The sequence below is a fragment of the Tannerella forsythia genome, from assembly GCF_003860135.1.
In the GTDB taxonomy this organism is placed as follows: domain Bacteria; phylum Bacteroidota; class Bacteroidia; order Bacteroidales; family Tannerellaceae; genus Tannerella; species Tannerella forsythia_A.
Genome location: NZ_RQYN01000014.1, coordinates 17,391 through 36,348, shown reverse-complemented (window position 1 = coordinate 36,348; position 18,958 = coordinate 17,391). Strand labels below are relative to the sequence as shown.

The window sequence follows — 18,958 nt, the reverse complement described above, 5'->3', positions numbered from 1 at the left end:
ATGATGGAATGGTTAAATGAAGTGATGAGCAGTACAAAGATCGATGTATGGACTACCATACTGCGATTGATCATTAGTTTTATGTTAGGCGCGATCGTGGGTACGGAGCGTCAGATGCGTCGTCGGGAAGCCGGTTTGCGCACGTTCACCCTCATCTGCCTCGGTTCTACCATGGCGATGCTGATCTCGATCTGGATTCCGCAGATTTATCCGAATTTTCTGAACGGCGATCCGGGGCGTATTGCCGCACAGGTATTGACCGGTATCGGTTTTCTGGGTGCCGGCGCGATTATCCAGAGTCGCGGCAGCGTGTACGGACTGACGACGGCAGCGTGTATTTGGGTGGTAGCCGTCATCGGACTGGCCGTGGGGGCCGGTATGTTCACGGCCGCTATTATCGTGACGTTGCTTACCGTAACGGTTCTGATATCGTTGGAGCGTTTCGAGAAACGGATTTTGCTCGACGGAGTGAATAAAATTCTGGTGATTACCTGTTCGACGTCAGAGCCTGATTTGAAATTGATGCGCAAGACATTGGAAGAGCAAAATGTCTACGTCATGAGTAATTCTTACGAATTGAACTACGAGACCGACACGGCTGTACTTACGTATAAAGTTAATGTCAAACCGCGCTCTTCTTATATCAGCCTGTTCACGGCCATTCGTAAAAACGGTTACATAACACAAATTAAGATTTTAGCCTGACAAACTTTATCTTCTTCCTGTTTGTATATCAATCGAAAACGGAATATTATGAAAGATATTCGTAATCATCTCCATATAAATCGGCCGTTTGAAAAGCAGGAATGGTTCAGAAAGCCGATAAAATAAGAAAAGTCGTTGGTCGCAGACGATTTCAGGCCTGACTTTCAGGCGTCAAGTAATGTTAAATCGATTTCTGCTCTGAAATTTTGCATTATCTTTGCATGCGAATTGAGGTAAAAGACCGGCCTTAGCGAAGGCGGTCTTTTTTTCTCACTCCTGAAACTCAGGGGGTCGAAAAATATAGAAGAAATAAGCGTTTCTTGCGGTCTGAACAGACAAGCGGGGCGAGTATTCCCGATATGTTTTTCGATGTTTTTTTCACTATAAATATAAAGTATGAAGATTGGAACTTGTGTACTCTCCGCCGCGGTGATTGGGTTATTCTTATCGGCCGGGACGGATAAAGCAGGGATGACCGAAGGATATCGTTTGGGAGACCTTGCTCCGAGGATAGAGTCTTTGGAAAACAATAGAGATATTGATTTCCGAAATCGTTCCGAAGGCTACACGTTAGTAAATTTCTGGGCAGCTTACGACGCTGATTCCCGTGTTCGCAACATAGCGCTTTGGAACAAAGTGAAAGATTGGGATTCGACACGTATTACAGTGTATTCCGTTTCGATGGATGAAAAATTATCCGTATTTACGGAGACTTTGAAAACAGATGGACTGGAATCGGCGAATCAGTGGTACGATGGAAAGGGAAAATCGTCGTCGCTATACAAAGCGTACGGTTTGAAGAAAGGACTGAGAAACTTTCTGATAGACGCTAAAGGGGTGATTGTAGGTGTAGACCTGACTCCCGAAGCCGTATCCCGAATCGTACACAAAAGTGTGTAACTACATTCATTTTAATCGCATTAGAAAGGAGGCTGTCTTTAATTTTAAGACAGCCTCTTTTTTATTCAAGCGACAAACTGATGTTTTTCTCCGGCAAAATTTTGGTTTGGGCTTCGACATTCAAGAAGTTGCTGCTTCGACTTCATACCAAGAGGGATACTGTCCGAGAAAGTCGAAGGAAAGACGATTAAAATCAGGAAGTCTGGTAAGTGAATCATTCTTCGCTCTAAGCGTGAATCTTCGACTAAGAAGAACGTTTCTAACAAGACAGGAGCTGATACATATAAATCGTTATAATGATGATTCCCCCAAAAAGCAAGTTTACAATTTTAATGCGTCAGCCGTGGCATCAAAAAAAAGAAATACATGGGCTATCCGAATATTTTTTTGTACTTTTGCACGATTATTACCATTTTTGACCAAGTAATGAACGTATTAGATTTAAGCGAACAGGAAATCATCCGGCGCGGCAGTCTCGAACAGTTGCGCAAGATGAATATCAACCCGTATCCGGCTGCCGCGTATCCGGTTAACGGATATGCCGATGAAATAAAAGCAAACTTCAACGACGATGCCCAACCACGGCAAGTAACGATTGCCGGACGTATCATGAGCCGTCGCATCATGGGCAAAGCCTCATTTATGGAATTGCAGGATTCGACCGGACGTATTCAAGTATATATCACTCGTGATGACATCTGCCCGGACGAAAACAACACGGAACTGTACAATACCGTGTTCAAAAAACTGCTCGACATCGGCGATTTTGTCGGCGTCAAAGGATTCGTTTTCCGCACACAGATGGGCGAAATATCCGTTCATGCACAAGAGCTGACGGTACTCTCGAAGTCGTTACGTCCGTTACCCATAGTCAAAGAAAAAGACGGTGTGGTGTACGACGGCTTCAATGATCCGGAGTTGCGCTATCGGCAGCGCTATGTCGATCTGGTTGTCAATAACGACGTGAAAAATATTTTCATCAAGCGTAACAAAATCTACGCTTCGATGCGTGAATATTTCAACACCCGAGGCTATCTGGAAGTAGAGACGCCGATTCTGCAATCTATTCCGGGAGGAGCTGCGGCGCGCCCGTTTATCACGCACCACAATGCGCTCGACATCGATTTGTATCTTCGCATTGCCAACGAGTTATATTTGAAGCGTCTGATCGTCGGCGGATTTGAGGGGGTTTACGAGTTCTCGAAAAACTTCCGCAACGAAGGTATGGACCGTACGCATAATCCCGAATTTACCTGCATGGAAATTTATGTAGCGTACAAGGATTACCATTGGATGATGGAGTTTACCGAACAGATGATTGAAAAGATTTGTCTCGACGTAAACGGTACGACAGAAACAACGGTCGGCGATAAGACCATCAGCTTCAAGGCGCCGTTCAGACGAGTGACGATGATCGAAGCCATTCGTGAATTTACCGGAATCGACATTACGGGAATGGATGAATCCCAGTTACGTGAAACGTGTAAACAGCTCGACATCGAAGTAGACGAAACGATGGGTAAAGGTAAACTGATCGACGAAATCTTCGGCGAAAAATGCGAAGGAAATTATATCCAACCTACGTTTATCACCGACTATCCGATCGAGATGTCGCCCCTCTGCAAGCGTCACCGCGACAATCCCGACCTGACCGAACGTTTCGAGCTTATCGTCAACGGCAAGGAACTTTGTAACGCTTATTCGGAATTGAACGATCCGATCGACCAGCTGGAGCGTTTTCAGGAACAGCTGCGCCTGAGTGAGAAAGGAGACGATGAAGCGATGTTTATCGATATGGACTTTGTGCGTGCGCTCGAATACGGCATGCCTCCGACGAGCGGCATGGGAATCGGCATCGACCGGCTGGTGATGTTGATGACCGGACAAACGACGATTCAGGAGGTGTTGTTCTTCCCCCAAATGCGTCCGGAGAAGACGGTGAAGAAAGATGCACCCGAAAAATATGCTCCGTTAGGAATACCGGCCGAATGGGTACCGGCGATACAGAAAGCAGGCTTTGTAACGGTCGAGATGTTGGAAGGAGCTAATCCGCAATTGCTAAGACAATCGCTGTTCGAGCTGAACAAGAAATACAATCTCGGATTGGAATTGCCTCCGTTACAAACGGTCGAAGCATGGATCAAGGTCGTTACGGGGCATTAAACAACAAATCATCAACTACCAAATTCTACGACATGAAAGATATTTTCGGAAAGGTGGCGATTATGGGAGGCGGAAGCTGGGCTACGGCGTTGGCCAAAATCGTACTGTCTACTCAGCCGAATATTCACTGGTATATGCGTCGTCCGCAAGCAATCGAAGATTTCAGGCGGATGAAGCATAATCCCGGCTACTTGTCGGCCGTATCGTTCGATACCGATCGAATCGGTTTTTATTCGGACATCAATGAAGTGGTCGAACAGTCCGACATCCTGATTTTTGCCACTCCCTCTCCTTTCCTCAAGCAGCATCTGCAAAAACTCGAAACGCCTCTAAGGAATAAAATAATCGTTTCGGCCATCAAAGGTATTGTACCGGACGAAAATATGCTGATTACCGACTATTTCGCGCAGTGTTATCAGGTGCCGTTGGAGAATCTTGCCATCATCGCGGGGCCGTGTCATGCCGAAGAAATCGCGCTCGAACGGCTTTCGTATATCACGTTGGCATGTAAAGACCTGCAAAAGGCCGAAGACCTGGCCCGCATATTCCGCAACAATTATCTGAAAACATCGTGCTGTCAGGATGTAAAAGGAATTGAATACGCCTCTGTCCTGAAAAATGTGTACGCGATTGTAGCGGGTATCTGCCACGGCATGAAGTACGGCGACAATTTTCAAGCCGTTCTGCTGTCGAACGCGATCAAAGAGATGCAGCGCTTTCTCGACTCGGCGCATATTCTGCCGCGCGACATTACCGCATCAGCCTATCTGGGCGATCTATTAGTGACGGCCTATTCACGTTACAGCCGCAACCGGACGTTCGGAACAATGATCGGGAAAGGTTATTCGGTCAAAACGGCACAACTGGAGATGGAGATGATTGCCGAAGGGTATTACGGCGCCAAGTGTATTCACGAAATCAACGAGAAGTATCAGGTCGATATGCCTATTCTGAACGCGCTGTACGATATTCTCTACGAACGGAAATCGCCGATGACCATCATCCGCCAACTGGCAGAAACTTTCACATAAAAACGGAACGTTGAAAACCAATATATAAAACAGAAAGATGAAAACAATAACGTTAGACATTGATAAAGCACTCGGTGCGGTGACTCGCAAACAAATCGAGGCATTGGCCCCGAAAGCGACCCAAAGCATGGAAATGCTGCACAAAGGTACAGGACCGGGAAGCGATTTTCTCGGTTGGTTGAACCTGCCCTCATCCATCACCGAAGAGGAACTGAAAGACATTGAGAAAACGGCGGCTCAACTGCGCAAATGCAAGGCTGTCGTTGTGATCGGTATCGGTGGCAGCTATCTCGGCACGAAAGCAGTCGTCGAGGCGTTGAACAACAGCTTCGATTGGTTGCAAACGTCGAAACGCAAGAATCCGGTGCTGCTTTACGCCGGAAACAATATCGGCGAAGATTATCTTTTTGAACTGTGCGCTACGCTGGAAGGCAAAAAGTTCGGTATTATCAACATCTCCAAGTCGGGCACGACGACCGAGCCGGCCATCGCGTTCCGCATCCTGAAAAAACAACTGGAAAAGAATATCGGTGTCGACGAAGCCCGGAAATACATCGTGGCCGTCACCGACCGTTCGCGAGGCGCGCTTCGCACGCTGGCCGACAAGGAAGGGTACAAGACGTTCGTAATCCCCGACGATGTAGGCGGACGCTACTCGGTGCTCACTCCGGTGGGCTTGCTCCCGATCGCGGTGGCAGGTATCGATATCCGCGCCCTTGTGCAAGGAGCTGGCGACATGGAAAAAGCGACCGATGTAAAAAAACCGTTCGACCGGAACATCGCGGCGATGTATGCCGCGACGCGCAACGCCCTTTACGACAAAGGCAAAAAGATCGAGATTTTAGCCAACTTTCATCCGAAACTGCACTACATCGGCGAATGGTGGAAGCAGCTTTACGGCGAAAGCGAAGGAAAAGACCACAAAGGGATTTTCCCCGCATCGGTCGATTTGACGACCGATCTCCACTCGATGGGACAATGGATACAGGAAGGCGAACGTACGATCTTTGAAACCGTCATCTCGGTTGCCAAGCCCGATCATAAAATGACTGTTCCGAGCGATAAAACCGATCTGGACGGCCTGAATTTTCTGGCCGGTAAGCGGGTGGATGAGGTCAACAAAATGGCGGAGCTCGGTACCCAGCTGGCACACGTAGACGGTGGCGTGCCCAACATCAAAATCACCTTGCCCGAACTCAACGCCTACTACATCGGTCAATTGTTCTATTTCTTCGAGAAAGCATGCGGCATCAGCGGCTATATGTTGGGAGTTAATCCGTTCGACCAACCCGGCGTAGAGGCGTATAAAAAGAATATGTTCGCTCTGCTCGACAAGCCCGGTTACGAAAAAGAAAGTAAAGCCATCCGCAAAAAACTTAAATAAAGGAGAGGGTAAAAAAGTTAGCCCCCCTTTTCGGTTGTGAACCGGGAAGGGGGGCTTTTTAAAGGTAGGCCGGAGACTGTGGTTTATTTTTCCGAACGGCTCTTCCGAACTTCCCCGCCTATGAAAGTACGCGCCGCGCAGAAAATTCCCTCAGGGATTCTCTCTCCGGCCCGTTTATCCTTCGTTCGTTTCGTCTTCCTGCTTCTTGCGGGCGCGCGTAGAGCGCGTAGCCATCGCAGCGTTCAGACGGTCGATATGCACATTGATGCGAGCAATCAGCGCGCTCAATTCGGCATGAGGCTGGAGCACGGCCAACGCGTTGATATGCCGCACGATTTCACGATACTTTCGCTCCACTTCGCCACGGATGACCCGCAGCGGACGATGCTCCTGAGCCGTCTGAGCCTGCTCGTCGCGACGGATACGGTAGAGCGTCATAAACGCATCGTCGGCCTTTTCGAGACGTTCTACCCATCGGCTGACGCCAAGCAGATCGGCCGCCGGCTTATATTTGGGCAGCCGCAGGTCTTGAATCAAATTCCGCGTTTTGCTGTGCTGTATCTCATAACTCTCGACCGTGAAATTGCCGTATGTCTGCAACGGGATTTCCAGCAGTTCGGCCGCATCGCGTTCGTCGGTTTCGGGGCTGTGATGCGCCGCGTGAACCGTTTTTATCAAGCCCCGATAACAATTGTCGCATGCCGTATCGAGTTCGGCCAGCTGCCGGGTATGCTCACTGCGTCTGATCCACTCCAGCGCCCGATCTTCTTCTTCCACAAGCGGCGTTAGTTGGTCAACAAACGGCAGTAGCGGGCCGATATTCGACCGTTGCAACTCCATCTTAAATTCGGTGATGAAACCAAATTGTTCATGATTTTGAAGCCTTGCAATGTTGAGACCTCTTACTTTTTCTTCATTCATTGTTTTATCTCCTCTCGTTTATGATTCATATCTGTTCCTTTTTTCTCGCGTTGACGATTCGTCAACGGATGCTTTCTTTTCGTTTTCGACACTTTGACTAATAGTCAATGGGTGCTTTTTTTCGTTTTCGACGCTTTGACTAATAGTCAATGGACGCTTTTTTTCGTTTTCGATGCTTTGACTAATAGTCAATGGACGCTTTTTTTCGTTTTCGATGCTTTGACTAATAGTCAAGACACGTTTTTTTCCATTTTCGACGCTTTGACTAATAGTCAATGGGCACTTTTTTTCGTTTTCGACACTTTGACTAATAGTCAATGGACGCTTTTTTTCGTTTTCGACGCTTTGACTTATAGTCAATGGGTACTTTTTTCCGTTTTCGGTGCTTTGACTTATAGTCAAGACACGCTTTTTTCCGTTTTCGGTGCTTTGACTATAAGTCAACAGGCTGTTTTACTTCTTCAGCTCTACGCGTTGTTCGTTCCGATAGCTGGGAACGGTTTTCAACGCTTTCAAATACCGGATCATATTCTCGGCCGTAGGCTGGAAAAGCCCTGTACCCGGATCTTGATGCTCGTACTTGTAGACCGAAGCCATATAGTTGTTCATCGCTACGGTATAGGTACGGTCCATATCGGCCGGTGTGCCGTCGGGCATAAACAGTTCCACGTTGCTGACGGTACCGTCGGGCGCGAAGAGGTAGCGTGTTTTCAATCCCGAAGGATAGATGGGCAGTTCCTCGTCGAGCGGCCAGGCGGCGATAAAGAGCGCTTTCAGTTCGTGTCCGGTAAGTTTAAAGAGGACGGATTCGTTGCCGAAAGGATCCATGGTGTACACATCACGCACGGTAATCCCTCCCTTCGATAGTTGCTCAATGCGCACGCCTCCGTGGTTAATCAGCGCGATCTCGGTTTTCGTACCGTCGCGCAGCGCGTCGGCCATCAGGTAGCCTACCTGTTCGTAGCTCGTAAATTCGTCCGTCGCTTCGGCCAGAAGTTCTTTCATGGCCGGATTATCGTTGTACTTGTCTACCATCGCACGAACGGTCGCTTGTTCGTTGCCTTTTTTCCCCACAGGCAGCAGTTTCATGTGGCGTTCTTTCGTACCGTCGGGATTTACCTTGACCGTGATGAGCGTCGCATATTTGAGTTTGTTCTCGGCCTGCGTAATCAGGATGTTGTGATGAAACTGTTCGTTGTCGATCTTCGTATGCGAATGTCCGCCGATTATCAGATCGGCCGCGTCTTTCGGCAACTGACCGGCCAGCGCCATATCCTCTTCGAATCCCAAATGGTTGAGATAAATGAAGACATCGCAACGGTCGCGCATCGCTAATTGTTTGGATGCCGTTTCAAAAGGATCGTAAAAAGTGAATCCCACCGCATTGTCGGGATGCGTATCGGGAATTCCTCCCGTGTTGATGGCCAATACCGACGTCACGCCGACCGTCAGTCCGTTAGGCATCTTGATCGTTTTGTTCGGAAGGATACGGTACGTTTTCCCGGTCGGAGGCGCAAGGTTGGCGCAGAGAAAATCGAACGATGCCTTTTCGAGCAAGAGCCGGAAGCCTTCGGGACCGCAGTCGAACTCGTGATTACCGACGGCCGAAACATCGAACCGCAGGGCGTTCATCAATTCGATCATGGGTAATCCTTTGGGCGAATACTGATCGTTGATCGGATTACCGGTCTGATTGTCGCCACCCGAGAAAAGCAGCATGTCGGGATACAACGCGCGCAGGCTGTCGACTATAAAAGCGAAGCGCGGAAAATTGTCGATCGCCGCATGCATATCGTTTACCGCCAGAATATGCAACATTTTCGGCTCCTGCGGCACAAGTGCCTGTTTGCGGCTCGTACCGCAACTTGTCCACGAGAGCAGTACGATAACGGACAGCGTAATGACTGCCCACGTTTTTCTTTGAATCGTTTTCATTCTATTGTTCATTTTAAATGCAGTTTCCTTATTCTTCTTGGGCAAGCCACTTGTGTAAATCGCCTTTGACGAGATATCCTTTTATCTCGAAATCGGTTTTTCCTTTATTTTCAATCATAAACGCATAATGCGTGTGTTCCCCTTCGGCCGAAGCCTCTTTCAGTCCTGTCTGAGGCGGTTGCTCGATGGCCGAAACGGTACAAACGAAGATTTTATCGCCGACCGAATCGTAATAATTCACTTTGTCGCCCACCTTTAACTTCCCGTCCAATACTTCTCCTACCACCACGACTCCGTTGTCTTTGAGCTGGAAGATGTCTTCAATCTCGTACACAAACGTGGCCGCTTTTTCTTCACCGTCTGCTTGCTCTTTCTGAGTACCACCACAACCGGTTCCCCATACGATGATCAATAACACACACAGCATACTTGCTGCTAAATTACGCTTCGTCTTTTTCATTGTCTTGTTTTTTTACAGGTTCAACGTTCAAAAAGTTCTATTAAGAATCACGGTACAAAGATAAAGAGGTATAAGGGGTACGTCAATGAGTAAAATTACTCATTTTCGTATGAGTAATTTACTCATTTTTTTTGAGGAGGCGATTCCCCGCTTTCGTTACGATCGATGGATAGGTGTCTGAAAAGCGTTCCGAAAACGCCTTTGCTCAGGGGATGTACCGAACGTTTATCTTCGTTGGAACGTGCGGCTGATCACTCCGCTTTTTGTTACAGAGAAGCTTATTCCCCAATGATTTCCAAGCAACGAACCGCAGTCCATTCCGGCAGCTACTCCGAACTCCCAGCCGGGTGTTTCGTGTTCTTTCTTCGCGCAACGTGAACGATAAGTATAACGCCAGTCGGTCGCGATCGAAAAAAGAGTCAGCTTACGCAAGGTCGGTGCATACGGTGTTCCAAAACTCTCGACCGAAGAGGCTTTTACCCGGTAAGCCACGTTCCCGGACACTTCTCCCTCGATGCCGAGATGCCATGCACGTACCCGGTTATGACGGAAACCAAGTACTCCGTTTGTATTATATTCCGGCGAAATCAGAAGCGGAGAACCGAGCGAACGGTTAAAATACGAAGCCCCCGTCGTATATTCGCCGTTATTGTAATAATTGTCCGCTCCTCCTCCGTAGCCCGGATACTTGTCATGGTCGAACTCGATAAAATGAAACGGCCCGCTCTGATCCATCGTAGAGAGACGCTCCACAACCACCTTATTCATCCATCGCAGACGAGGTAGCTGAAGCTGAATCCCTTTCAGGCCATCCCATGCGTTATACCATTCCATACCCGACCGGTCGTCGAAAAAATGCTGATAGTACCCGAAAATCGACCAGTCTCCGGGCTCGTAGGCCAGACGAAAATCGTAGGAGCCGTAATGATTCCCCAACACATTGATCTGGTCGGAAATACTCGCGTCACTTCCTCCCGACGTACCCGCCACAATACGCAGAAAATCTTTCACCGATCGAGGTTGCTTTCCCAATTTGGGATGTGTTGATGTGCCACCCCATTGCGCGAAATGACGCGCGCCGAGTATCAGCGAGACGGGAAAATCTCCGCGCGTATCTTGTATTTGCAGATACATCGACTTATGATGCCACAACACATTCCGAACGTATGTCTGCTGTGCCCCCCGGAACGACTCCAAATAGTCCGTATCGAACGAACGCCCGACGGCAAAATTTCCTTTCGCCTGCAACCAGCCTGCGGTGCGCGGAATCGTCAGGAAACGCGGGATATAGAAATTGATCTCCGGAATAGGACGAGCATTCGACGAAAGCACCAGATCACCACTGCTCAACTGCCGATCCCAAAGCGACGGATTGTATCCATCGTCTCTCCCCTCACGACTTCCGGCACTCAGATAAAATCGGTTCTTATACGATACCTCTGCATAAAGTTCTTGCAGATATATATTCCGATAACGCGATGTTGAAGCGATCAATTGCACCCCGGCATGCCAGCCCAACCCTTTCCCCAACTGTTGCCGATGATATACGGAACCATACAGATAGCCATTGTTCGCTTTCAAAGGAACTTTGCCGTACCGGCCGTTCACGATACCGAAAGGCGTCAGATCATTCGAAGCTACGGAGCCGAACGCTCCTGTATAATATAATGTATATAGACGTAGCGTATCCGCTTGTTCGGCATATCCTCCGATATAGCAAAGAATACCGGCAACACATAAAAAAAAGCGAAAATATCGTTTCATTATCGAGCATTACATGATAAACGACCGCAAAGCTACGAAAAAAAACTTCATCGCGAAAAGTTGGATATGTCAAGAAAATGACTACCTTTGCACCGCAAATTTTAAAACAGTAACATTTATGAACAATTACGAAACCGTTTTCATTTTAACTCCCGTTTTATCTGACGCACAGATGAAGGAAGCGGTAGACAAAATCAAAGCAGTGCTCTCTGCCGAAAAGGCGGAGATTGTGAATGAAGAAGATTGGGGCTTGCGTAAACTGGCTTATCCGATCGAGAAAAAGACAACCGGCTTTTATTGGCTGATTGAGTTTAAGGCAAATCCGGAAACGATTACGACATTGGAAACACAATTCCGCCGCGACGAGCGCGTTATCCGCTTCCTGACTTTCCGTCAAGACAAGTATGCGGCTGAATATGCTGCGAAGAGAAGAGGTTTGAAGAAAGCATCGAAAGAAACAGAAAAAGAGAATTAATTATGGCAACAGCAAATAGCAATCAGACGGAAATCAGATATCTGACCCCGATGTCGTCGGATGTAAAGAAGAAAAAATATTGCCGTTTCAAAAAGAGCGGAATCAAATATATCGATTATAAAGATCCTGAGTTTCTGAAGAAATTCTTGAACGAACAGGGAAAAATCCTTCCGCGCCGTATCACCGGTACGTCACTGAAGTTTCAGCGCCGTGTGGCACAGGCCGTGAAGAGAGCACGCCATTTGGCATTGCTGCCCTATGTAACCGATTTGATGAAATAATTTTAAACGTAAAGAGGAGACAGAATATGCAAGTTATTTTGAAAGAAGATGTAGCGAACTTAGGCTACAAGGACGATATCGTAAACGTGAAAGACGGTTACGGACGTAACTTTCTAATCCCGCAAGGTAAAGCAGTGATTGCTTCGGAGTCGGCACGGAAAGTGCTGGCTGAAAACCTGAAACAACGTGCTCACAAACTGGCCAAGATCAAAGAAGATGCACAGGCATTGGCTGCAAAACTCGAAGGTGTTTCGTTGACGATCGGTGCAAAAACAAGTTCGACCGGTACCATTTTCGGTTCAGTAACGAATATTCAGATTGCTGAAGAATTGGCCAAGAAAGGATTCGAAATAGACCGTAAGACAATCCTTATCAAGGATGCGGTAAAAGAAGTCGGCTCATATCATGCCGTGCTGAAGCTTCACAAAGAAGTTTCGGTCGAAATTCCGTTCGAAGTCATATCGGAAGCCTGATATTCCGATTTGCCATACATGTTAAAAAGGCCTCCATTGAGGCCTTTTTTCATATCTATTCGGAAATTACTATATTTGCTGCATGATTCGTAAAAGATATATACGATGAACAGATTACGGTTTCTTTTCGTCATACCGGTAATCTGTGTGTTGTGCGGGATTGCTCTGCCTCTTTTAGCTAAAGGAGATACATTTATCGTAGTAATCGACGCCGGTCACGGCGGGAAAGACCCCGGAGCTAAAGGGGTAAAGACGAACGAAAAGACAATCAACCTTGCCGTCGCCCTCAAGTTAGGAAATCTGATCTCGGCCGGACACGACGACGTGCAGGTGATTTATACCCGTAAAACGGATAAATTCGTAGAGTTGAGCGAACGTGCCAATATCGCCAACCGAAACAAAGCCGATCTGTTTATTTCTATCCATACCAATTCGTTAAAGAAAAAAAATGCCTCCGTCAAAGGGGCTGAAACGTATACCCTCGGTTTGGCGAAGACGCAAGAAAATCTGGAAGTCGCCATGCTCGAAAACTCCGTTATTCTGTTAGAAGATGATTATAGACAACGTTATGAGGGCTTCGATCCGAATTCTTCGGAATCATATATTATTTTCGAGTTCATGCAAAATAAGCATGTAGAACAGAGCGTCTCGTTTGCCTCGGAGATTCAGAAAGAATTCGTAGCAGCCCGGCGTGTAAATCGTGGAGTTCGGCAAGCCGGATTTCTCGTGCTGAAAGCCACCAGTATGCCCAGTGTACTTATCGAATTGGGATTTATTTCCAATCATGAAGAAGAACGCTACATGCATTCGACCGAAGGACAAAACAAATTGGCCAAAGCGATTTATAGTGCTTTTTCGCGTTATAAGCGGAATTATGTTCGTAAACAGGGAGGAATCACGAATACGCAAATAACCGAAAAGACCAACGAAGATCCACCGACGCTCCGGAAAAAAGAACAGCAGAACGCAAAGAAAACAGGGACAGAGACGCCTCGTCCTGAAGCAAATGAAAAGATAAGCGGAAAAGTCGTTTATAAAGTACAGATTCTGACTTCGGACAGACGGTTGCCGGCACATTCTCCCAAACTGAAAGGTTACAAAGCAGATTTCTATCAGGAAGGTAAAACCTATAAATATACGTACGGAGAATCATCGGACTTCAAAGAAATTCAGAAGATTCAGAAAAAAATATCCAAAGACTTCCGAGACGCTTTCATCATCCGGATGAAAGACGGAAAACGTTTAAAATAAACTTATAAAACAGCGAAAGAAAATGAAGATGAAGTTTAGTAAAGAGGTAACAATCGGTATCGTAACCATCATCAGCCTCGTATTGTTATATATCGGTGTGAATTATTTGAAAGGGATTAACCTCTTTCGCCCGGCCAATCATTATTACGTCGCCTGCTCGAATGTTAAAGACGTAACCATATCAAGTCCTGTTTTTGTTGAAGGCTTTAAAGTCGGACTCGTACGCAGTATTTCTTATGACTATTCAACAACCGGAAAAATCATGGTTGAGATCAGCCTGGAAGAGAGCATGCGCATCAATAAAGGAAGCTATATTTCTCTGGAAAAAACACTTCTGAGCGGAGGAGAACTGCATATCCATTTGAATAAATATGTAGACGAATACCTGAAATCCGGTGATACGATCGAAGGGCGGTCTCCTGAAGATATGATGACCTCGGTACAAGAGAAAATGCTTCCTCAGATTATCGACCTGCTCCCCAAATTGGATTCGATCTTATACAGCTTGCAATTATTAGTCAGCCATCCGGCGCTCTCGCGGTCATTAGACCATATCGAAAAAACAACGGCCAGCCTTGAAGTCTCGTCGCGGCAATTAAATCAATTACTCGGTAATGATGTGCCGGTGATTGCCTCAAATTTAAAAACGACAACGGATAATTTTGCAGCCTTGAGTGAGGAAATGAAAAATCTGAATTTAAAAGGTAGCATTCAGTCGTTGAATTTAACGATCGACAATTTGGGACAAACAACCACGAAATTAAATGCAAAAGATAACTCATTGGGGCTTTTACTTAACGACACATTGCTCTATAACAATTTGAATAAGACGGTTATAAACGCTTCTGATCTGCTTATTGACTTGAAACAGAACCCGAAACGGTATGTTCGTTTTTCATTGTTTTAGCTCCTTAAAAGCAAAACAAACTTAGAGCCATTCTATATTTAAAAAGGCACTTGTTTTTTTGAAAATGGCACCGCAGACGGTTTATTGGCGAGTTTTCCGGAAAACAAAGAAAAACTTACGCAATGTGTAAAAAAGAACACGCCGGCATAAAATAGCCGTATTATCAAGAAGTCATGTTCTCGAAGCAGTCATAAGGCATAAAGAATCAGCACAATATACACAAACAGCTATGATACAATCGCCTACTGACGCTCAACCTGCTTATGTAGGGACACACCTCATTTTTTATTTTGAAAATAATGCCGACCTTTACAACTCGAAAATCGAATTGGATATTGTGAGATTATTTATATATTGTTAAAATATGGAATCAGACTGTCAATTATTATGGAGTAGATGCTTGTCCATTATCAAGGATATTGTACCGGAAGCGGCTTATAAAACATGGTTTTTGCCAATTGTCCCTTTGTCTTACGAAGATCGTAAGGTCACGATTCAGGTACCCAGTCCTTTCTTTTACGAATATCTGGAAGCAAACTACGTCAGTGTACTCAAGATGACGATTCCTCGTGTCTTTGGCGAGGGAACCATTCTGAATTACCGCGTAATGGTTGATCAAGGTTCTTCGAACGGTACGGTAGATTACCCGACCGAAAACGGCGTTGCCGCTCCTCAACGGAATACGCCGCTTGATGTGAACAAAGTCCCGTTCACCCCCTTTTCACAGGTGGCTCCGCAAGATCTGGATTCACAATTGAACCGGAAATATACTTTCGAAACGTTCTTCGAAGGAGTCAGCAACAAATTGGCACGGACAGCCGGCGAAGCTATTGCGAACGATCCGGGAAAAACAACCTTTAATCCGTTGTTTGTCTATGGGCCGTCAGGGGTCGGAAAGACTCACCTCTGTCATGCCATCGGTGTTCGCATTCGGGAGTTACATCCCGAGAAACGTGTATTATATGTGTCGGCTAACCGTTTCCGCATACAATATACGGATGCCGTACGAAAAAATACATCGAACGACTTCTTGAATTTTTATCAAAGTCTGGATGTCTTGATTCTGGACGATATCCATGAGTTGGTGGGACTCGTCAAGACACAGCAAGCCTTCTTTCACATATTCAACAACCTACACCAGCTGGGAAAACAGCTGGTGCTGACATCGGATAAGGCTCCGGTTGATATGCAAGGGATGGAAGAGCGACTGATTACCCGTCTGAAATGGGGACTCACGGCCGAATTGGGACGTCCCGATCCGGAATTGCGCAGAAAAATTCTACGTAACAAGATCGCCCACGAAGGATTAGTAATCAACGACGATGTGTTTAACTATATCGCTGACAACGTAACGGATAATGTTCGTGATCTGGAAGGCGTCTTAGTCTCTCTCATGGCCCATTCGTTGATAAACAACAAAAGTATCGATATGGCAATGGCTCAGCGGGTGATTGCCCAGACGGTAAGAATCGAGGAGAAGCAGCTCTCTATCGAGAAGATTCAAGAGACCGTATGTCACTATTTTAACCTCGAGGAGGCGCTGATTCAAACCCCCTCACGAAAAAGAGAAATTGTACAGGCACGTCAAATCACGATGTATCTGGCCAAAAAATACACGGAGTCGTCGTTTTCACATATCGGTAAAATCGTCGGAGGAAAAGATCATGCCACTGTTTTGCATGCTTGTAAGACTGTGAAAGATCAAATGGAAATAAATAAAACTTTCCGTTCGACCGTGGAAACCATTGAAGGCTGTTTAAGAAACTAATATCCAACCGGTAATTAATTGAAATAAAAGAATATGTCGTTTGACTATCGGGTGAAACACGCAGCATATATGCGCTTTCGCCCGACAGTCAGTTTTTCGGAACGTTTTTTATATTCTTTTGAATAAGTTTCTATTCGCTTTTCAGCGTTTTAACCGGATTGATCGTAGCGGCACGCAAACTTTGCCACGAAACGGCCGCAACCGAAAGCAGCAGTACACACAATCCTGCCAATAGGAATACCCACCAATCCAGTGAGATTTTGAAAGCAAAGATTTCCAACCATTTCACCAACACGAAATAAGCTCCCGGTACGGCTAACAAAAAAGCGATTCCAATCCAAAGTACAAAGCGATAGTTCAACATACGAAGAATATCCGAAGGCTGCGCTCCGTTTATTTTACGGATACCTATCTCTTTTGTCTTCCGTTTCACGATGAAAGCCATTACAATAATCAAGCCTAATGTAGCCACCAGCAAGCATAGTGCAGAAAAGATATGGGTCAGTTGTTCGGCATGCAGTTCGTTGTAATAGATGCCGTCGTATACATCGTGCAGAAAAGTGTAGTGTGCCGGATAATCCGGATTAATTTGCTGCCAGACACGATTAAATGTGCGGAGAGCTTCTTCCGTATTATCGGGTGAGAGGTAGACCATCAGGCAATGTTGAAAGAGGGCACGTTGCAGTAGCAGTTGAGGGATCGCATCGTCATAAGTCGTCGTATAGTTGAAATTTTCCGTTACCCCGACGATTGTTCCTTTATTAATATAATCGATCCCTCCTTTCCCATGACGAATATGCAGCTGTTGCCCGACAGCTTCTTCCGGTGTTTCAAATCCAAGCACTTCCACCGCTTTTCGGTTAATAATATATTCTTCCGTTAGGTCTGGTGCAGGTTGGCCGTCTATCGAGTCAAAAAGCATTTGCTCTTCTTCTTCGAGGGTATGTAATCCTTTGCTAAAATCTGTTCCCGAGAGAAGACGAATGCCGAAGAATGGAACAAAATCTTCACCGACAACGAGTACAGGAAGTCGTCGACCTTCTTCTTCGCTTTCCTGGTCAGTACGTACATACACGCCGTCCCGAATGGCTGAGCCGGGCAGCTGCATAGCCGAGGTAACCCGATGAATCTCGGGATGCTTAGCCAATTCGGCTTTCAACAACCCGTAGCCTCGTATCACGCTCGACGGCTGTTCTCTCATCACCAAAATAGTTCGCTCTTTACCTCCGATCTGGCTGATACGAATCAGCCCGATTTGTCTTGAAATACAGACGCTCACAATGACCACAAACATAACAATCGCATATTGCCCGATCAACATATACCTGATATTCGATAAAGCAAATCCCGCACCGTGAGGATGGAAGCGCATACTTAAAAAGCGCGTAGAAGACATATGACGGATAACCGGTATGACAGACGTTACCATCACCAAGATCGGAAATAAAGTACAAAGCAAGATTAGAGCCTTTGTGTTTGATACAGCTTCGGAAAATAAATCGGGCATCACCGATTGTGCGGAAAGCAGCCCGGCAAACACCGCTGCGCCTCCCAGAATGATCGCCAGCAAGCATTCGTCCCAAAAGACGCGCCATGACGATGCTCCGTTAAGCCGTAACAACTGATAATATCGGCGATTGAACGAAAAAATCAGTCCGGCATTCAGCCAAAGATTGAAGAGCACAATTAGTAACAATAGCAAGTTAGCACCGATAATCAAGTAAATGTAATAAATGTTTCCATTCGGTTCGTGTTCACGTTGGAAATGGCTATGCAAATGAATATCGGTTAGCGGAAATAACAAGGGAGATACCTTACGCGGAGCATTGCTGTTCAGTTTTTCCAGATTGGCGGCAATACCTTGCTCCAAGTCTGTCATATTGGTCTGAGGATGAAGCAACAGATAAACGTATGAAAACAAACTTATAGCATCGTCCGGTAAATGGACAAGTAAATCCGTATGGAAGTGAGACGTTTCCGGAAAATCCTCAAAAACGCCGCTGATAAACACTTTACGGTCGGCAAATTTACGTCCGTTAACAAGCTCCAACTCTTTCCCTATGGGGGAAGTATCGCCAAACAGTCGATTGGCATAACTGCGGCTGATTACGGCTTTCTCCGGAGCGTTCAGGACGGTATGCGGATCACCGTTCAAAAGACTAAAATCAAACACTTCAAAGAAATTTTTACTTACAAAATAGAAATGATCCGTCAGGTAATTTTTTCCTTCGTGCCGCAATTCTCCACTCTCGCTTTTGTGCATTCTGACGACGGCTTCTATTCCTGTAATGCCTGCTAATGCCGGATCGGATGGTCCGAATCCGTGAATACGCACATCGATCGGTTCGTTATCTGTCCGAAAAGATAACCGGACGATCTGCTCGGCATACGGGTGAAACCGGTCATAGCTTGTTTCCTTGCAGATATAGGCATACGAAAGTAGCAGACACGCAAAAATAACCGATAGTCCCAATAAGTTGACTAATCGCAATGATTTACTTTTCTTTAATCGCCTTAACAACATCTTTTTTCGCTTTTAG

Annotated in this window: 17 protein-coding genes; 11 read left to right on the top strand and 6 right to left on the bottom strand. The window is 46.2% G+C overall.

Translation table 11 applies throughout. From position 1 onward, the window contains the following. The 5 genes from EII41_RS05455 to EII41_RS05435 all read left to right on the top strand — a co-directional run bounded on the left by EII41_RS05455 (nt 1) and on the right by EII41_RS05435 (nt 6,183). Nucleotides 1–705: an MgtC/SapB family protein gene (locus EII41_RS05455; RefSeq protein WP_124789752.1), complete on the top strand. Its 705-nt coding sequence runs from the start codon at nt 1–3 to the stop codon at nt 703–705. Between the two features lie 396 nt (nt 706–1,101). Then, a complete protein-coding gene (locus EII41_RS05450) occupies nt 1,102–1,605 on the top strand; it encodes a thioredoxin family protein (protein WP_124789751.1) in 504 nt (167 codons plus the stop codon). Between the two features lie 426 nt (nt 1,606–2,031). Further along, nucleotides 2,032–3,768 carry a lysine--tRNA ligase gene (gene lysS / locus EII41_RS05445; RefSeq protein WP_124789750.1) on the top strand — a complete coding sequence of 579 codons (1,737 nt, stop codon included), beginning with the start codon at nt 2,032–2,034 and terminating at the stop codon, nt 3,766–3,768. Nucleotides 3,769–3,800: 32 nt separating this feature from the next. Continuing rightward, the gene (locus EII41_RS05440) at nt 3,801–4,799 is read left to right on the top strand and encodes an NAD(P)H-dependent glycerol-3-phosphate dehydrogenase (RefSeq protein WP_124751195.1); all 999 of its coding nucleotides are present in this window, start codon (nt 3,801–3,803) and stop codon (nt 4,797–4,799) included. A gap of 37 nt (nt 4,800–4,836) precedes the next feature. After that, on the top strand, nt 4,837–6,183 hold the full coding sequence (locus EII41_RS05435; RefSeq protein WP_124789749.1) for a glucose-6-phosphate isomerase: 1,347 nt from the start codon (nt 4,837–4,839) through the stop codon (nt 6,181–6,183). 174 nt (nt 6,184–6,357) lie between these two features. Here the strand turns inward: EII41_RS05435 and EII41_RS05430 are convergent, their stop codons facing one another. From EII41_RS05430 to EII41_RS05410, 5 genes are all read right to left on the bottom strand, one after another. Continuing rightward, nucleotides 6,358–7,104, bottom strand: coding sequence for a DUF6261 family protein (locus EII41_RS05430; protein WP_124789748.1), 747 nt, complete (start codon nt 7,102–7,104; stop codon nt 6,358–6,360). An 18-nt stretch (nt 7,105–7,122) separates the two neighbouring features. Next, nucleotides 7,123–7,548 carry a hypothetical protein gene (locus EII41_RS05425; protein WP_124789747.1) on the bottom strand — a complete coding sequence of 142 codons (426 nt, stop codon included), beginning with the start codon at nt 7,546–7,548 and terminating at the stop codon, nt 7,123–7,125. A 9-nt stretch (nt 7,549–7,557) separates the two neighbouring features. After that, nucleotides 7,558–9,039, bottom strand: coding sequence for a bifunctional metallophosphatase/5'-nucleotidase (locus EII41_RS05420; RefSeq protein ID WP_185711838.1), 1,482 nt, complete (start codon nt 9,037–9,039; stop codon nt 7,558–7,560). Nucleotides 9,040–9,067: 28 nt separating this feature from the next. Next, complete coding sequence (locus EII41_RS05415; RefSeq protein ID WP_124789745.1) at nt 9,068–9,499, bottom strand: hypothetical protein; 432 nt, start codon at nt 9,497–9,499, stop codon at nt 9,068–9,070. Nucleotides 9,500–9,724: 225 nt separating this feature from the next. Further along, nucleotides 9,725–11,263 carry a capsule assembly Wzi family protein gene (locus tag EII41_RS05410; RefSeq protein ID WP_124789744.1) on the bottom strand — a complete coding sequence of 513 codons (1,539 nt, stop codon included), beginning with the start codon at nt 11,261–11,263 and terminating at the stop codon, nt 9,725–9,727. A gap of 118 nt (nt 11,264–11,381) precedes the next feature. Between EII41_RS05410 and rpsF the strand changes: the two genes are divergently transcribed. From rpsF to dnaA, 6 genes are all read left to right on the top strand, one after another. Beyond that, entirely contained in the window at nt 11,382–11,738 is a 357-nt protein-coding gene (rpsF, locus tag EII41_RS05405) for a 30S ribosomal protein S6 (protein ID WP_124751179.1), read from the top strand. Between the two features lie 2 nt (nt 11,739–11,740). Continuing rightward, a complete protein-coding gene (gene rpsR / locus EII41_RS05400) occupies nt 11,741–12,019 on the top strand; it encodes a 30S ribosomal protein S18 (protein ID WP_124751180.1) in 279 nt (92 codons plus the stop codon). Between the two features lie 26 nt (nt 12,020–12,045). Continuing rightward, on the top strand, nt 12,046–12,492 hold the full coding sequence (gene rplI / locus EII41_RS05395; protein ID WP_124751181.1) for a 50S ribosomal protein L9: 447 nt from the start codon (nt 12,046–12,048) through the stop codon (nt 12,490–12,492). Between the two features lie 105 nt (nt 12,493–12,597). Further along, nucleotides 12,598–13,743, top strand: a complete 1,146-nt coding sequence (locus EII41_RS05390; protein ID WP_124789743.1) for an N-acetylmuramoyl-L-alanine amidase — start codon at nt 12,598–12,600, stop codon at nt 13,741–13,743. A 22-nt stretch (nt 13,744–13,765) separates the two neighbouring features. Next, nucleotides 13,766–14,650: an MlaD family protein gene (locus tag EII41_RS05385; RefSeq protein WP_124751183.1), complete on the top strand. Its 885-nt coding sequence runs from the start codon at nt 13,766–13,768 to the stop codon at nt 14,648–14,650. Nucleotides 14,651–15,014: 364 nt separating this feature from the next. Further along, nucleotides 15,015–16,418, top strand: coding sequence for a chromosomal replication initiator protein DnaA (gene dnaA, locus EII41_RS05380; protein ID WP_124751184.1), 1,404 nt, complete (start codon nt 15,015–15,017; stop codon nt 16,416–16,418). Between the two features lie 130 nt (nt 16,419–16,548). Here the strand turns inward: dnaA and EII41_RS05375 are convergent, their stop codons facing one another. Then, entirely contained in the window at nt 16,549–18,942 is a 2,394-nt protein-coding gene (locus tag EII41_RS05375; protein WP_124789742.1) for an ABC transporter permease, read from the bottom strand. Nucleotides 18,943–18,958 lie beyond the last annotated feature (16 nt).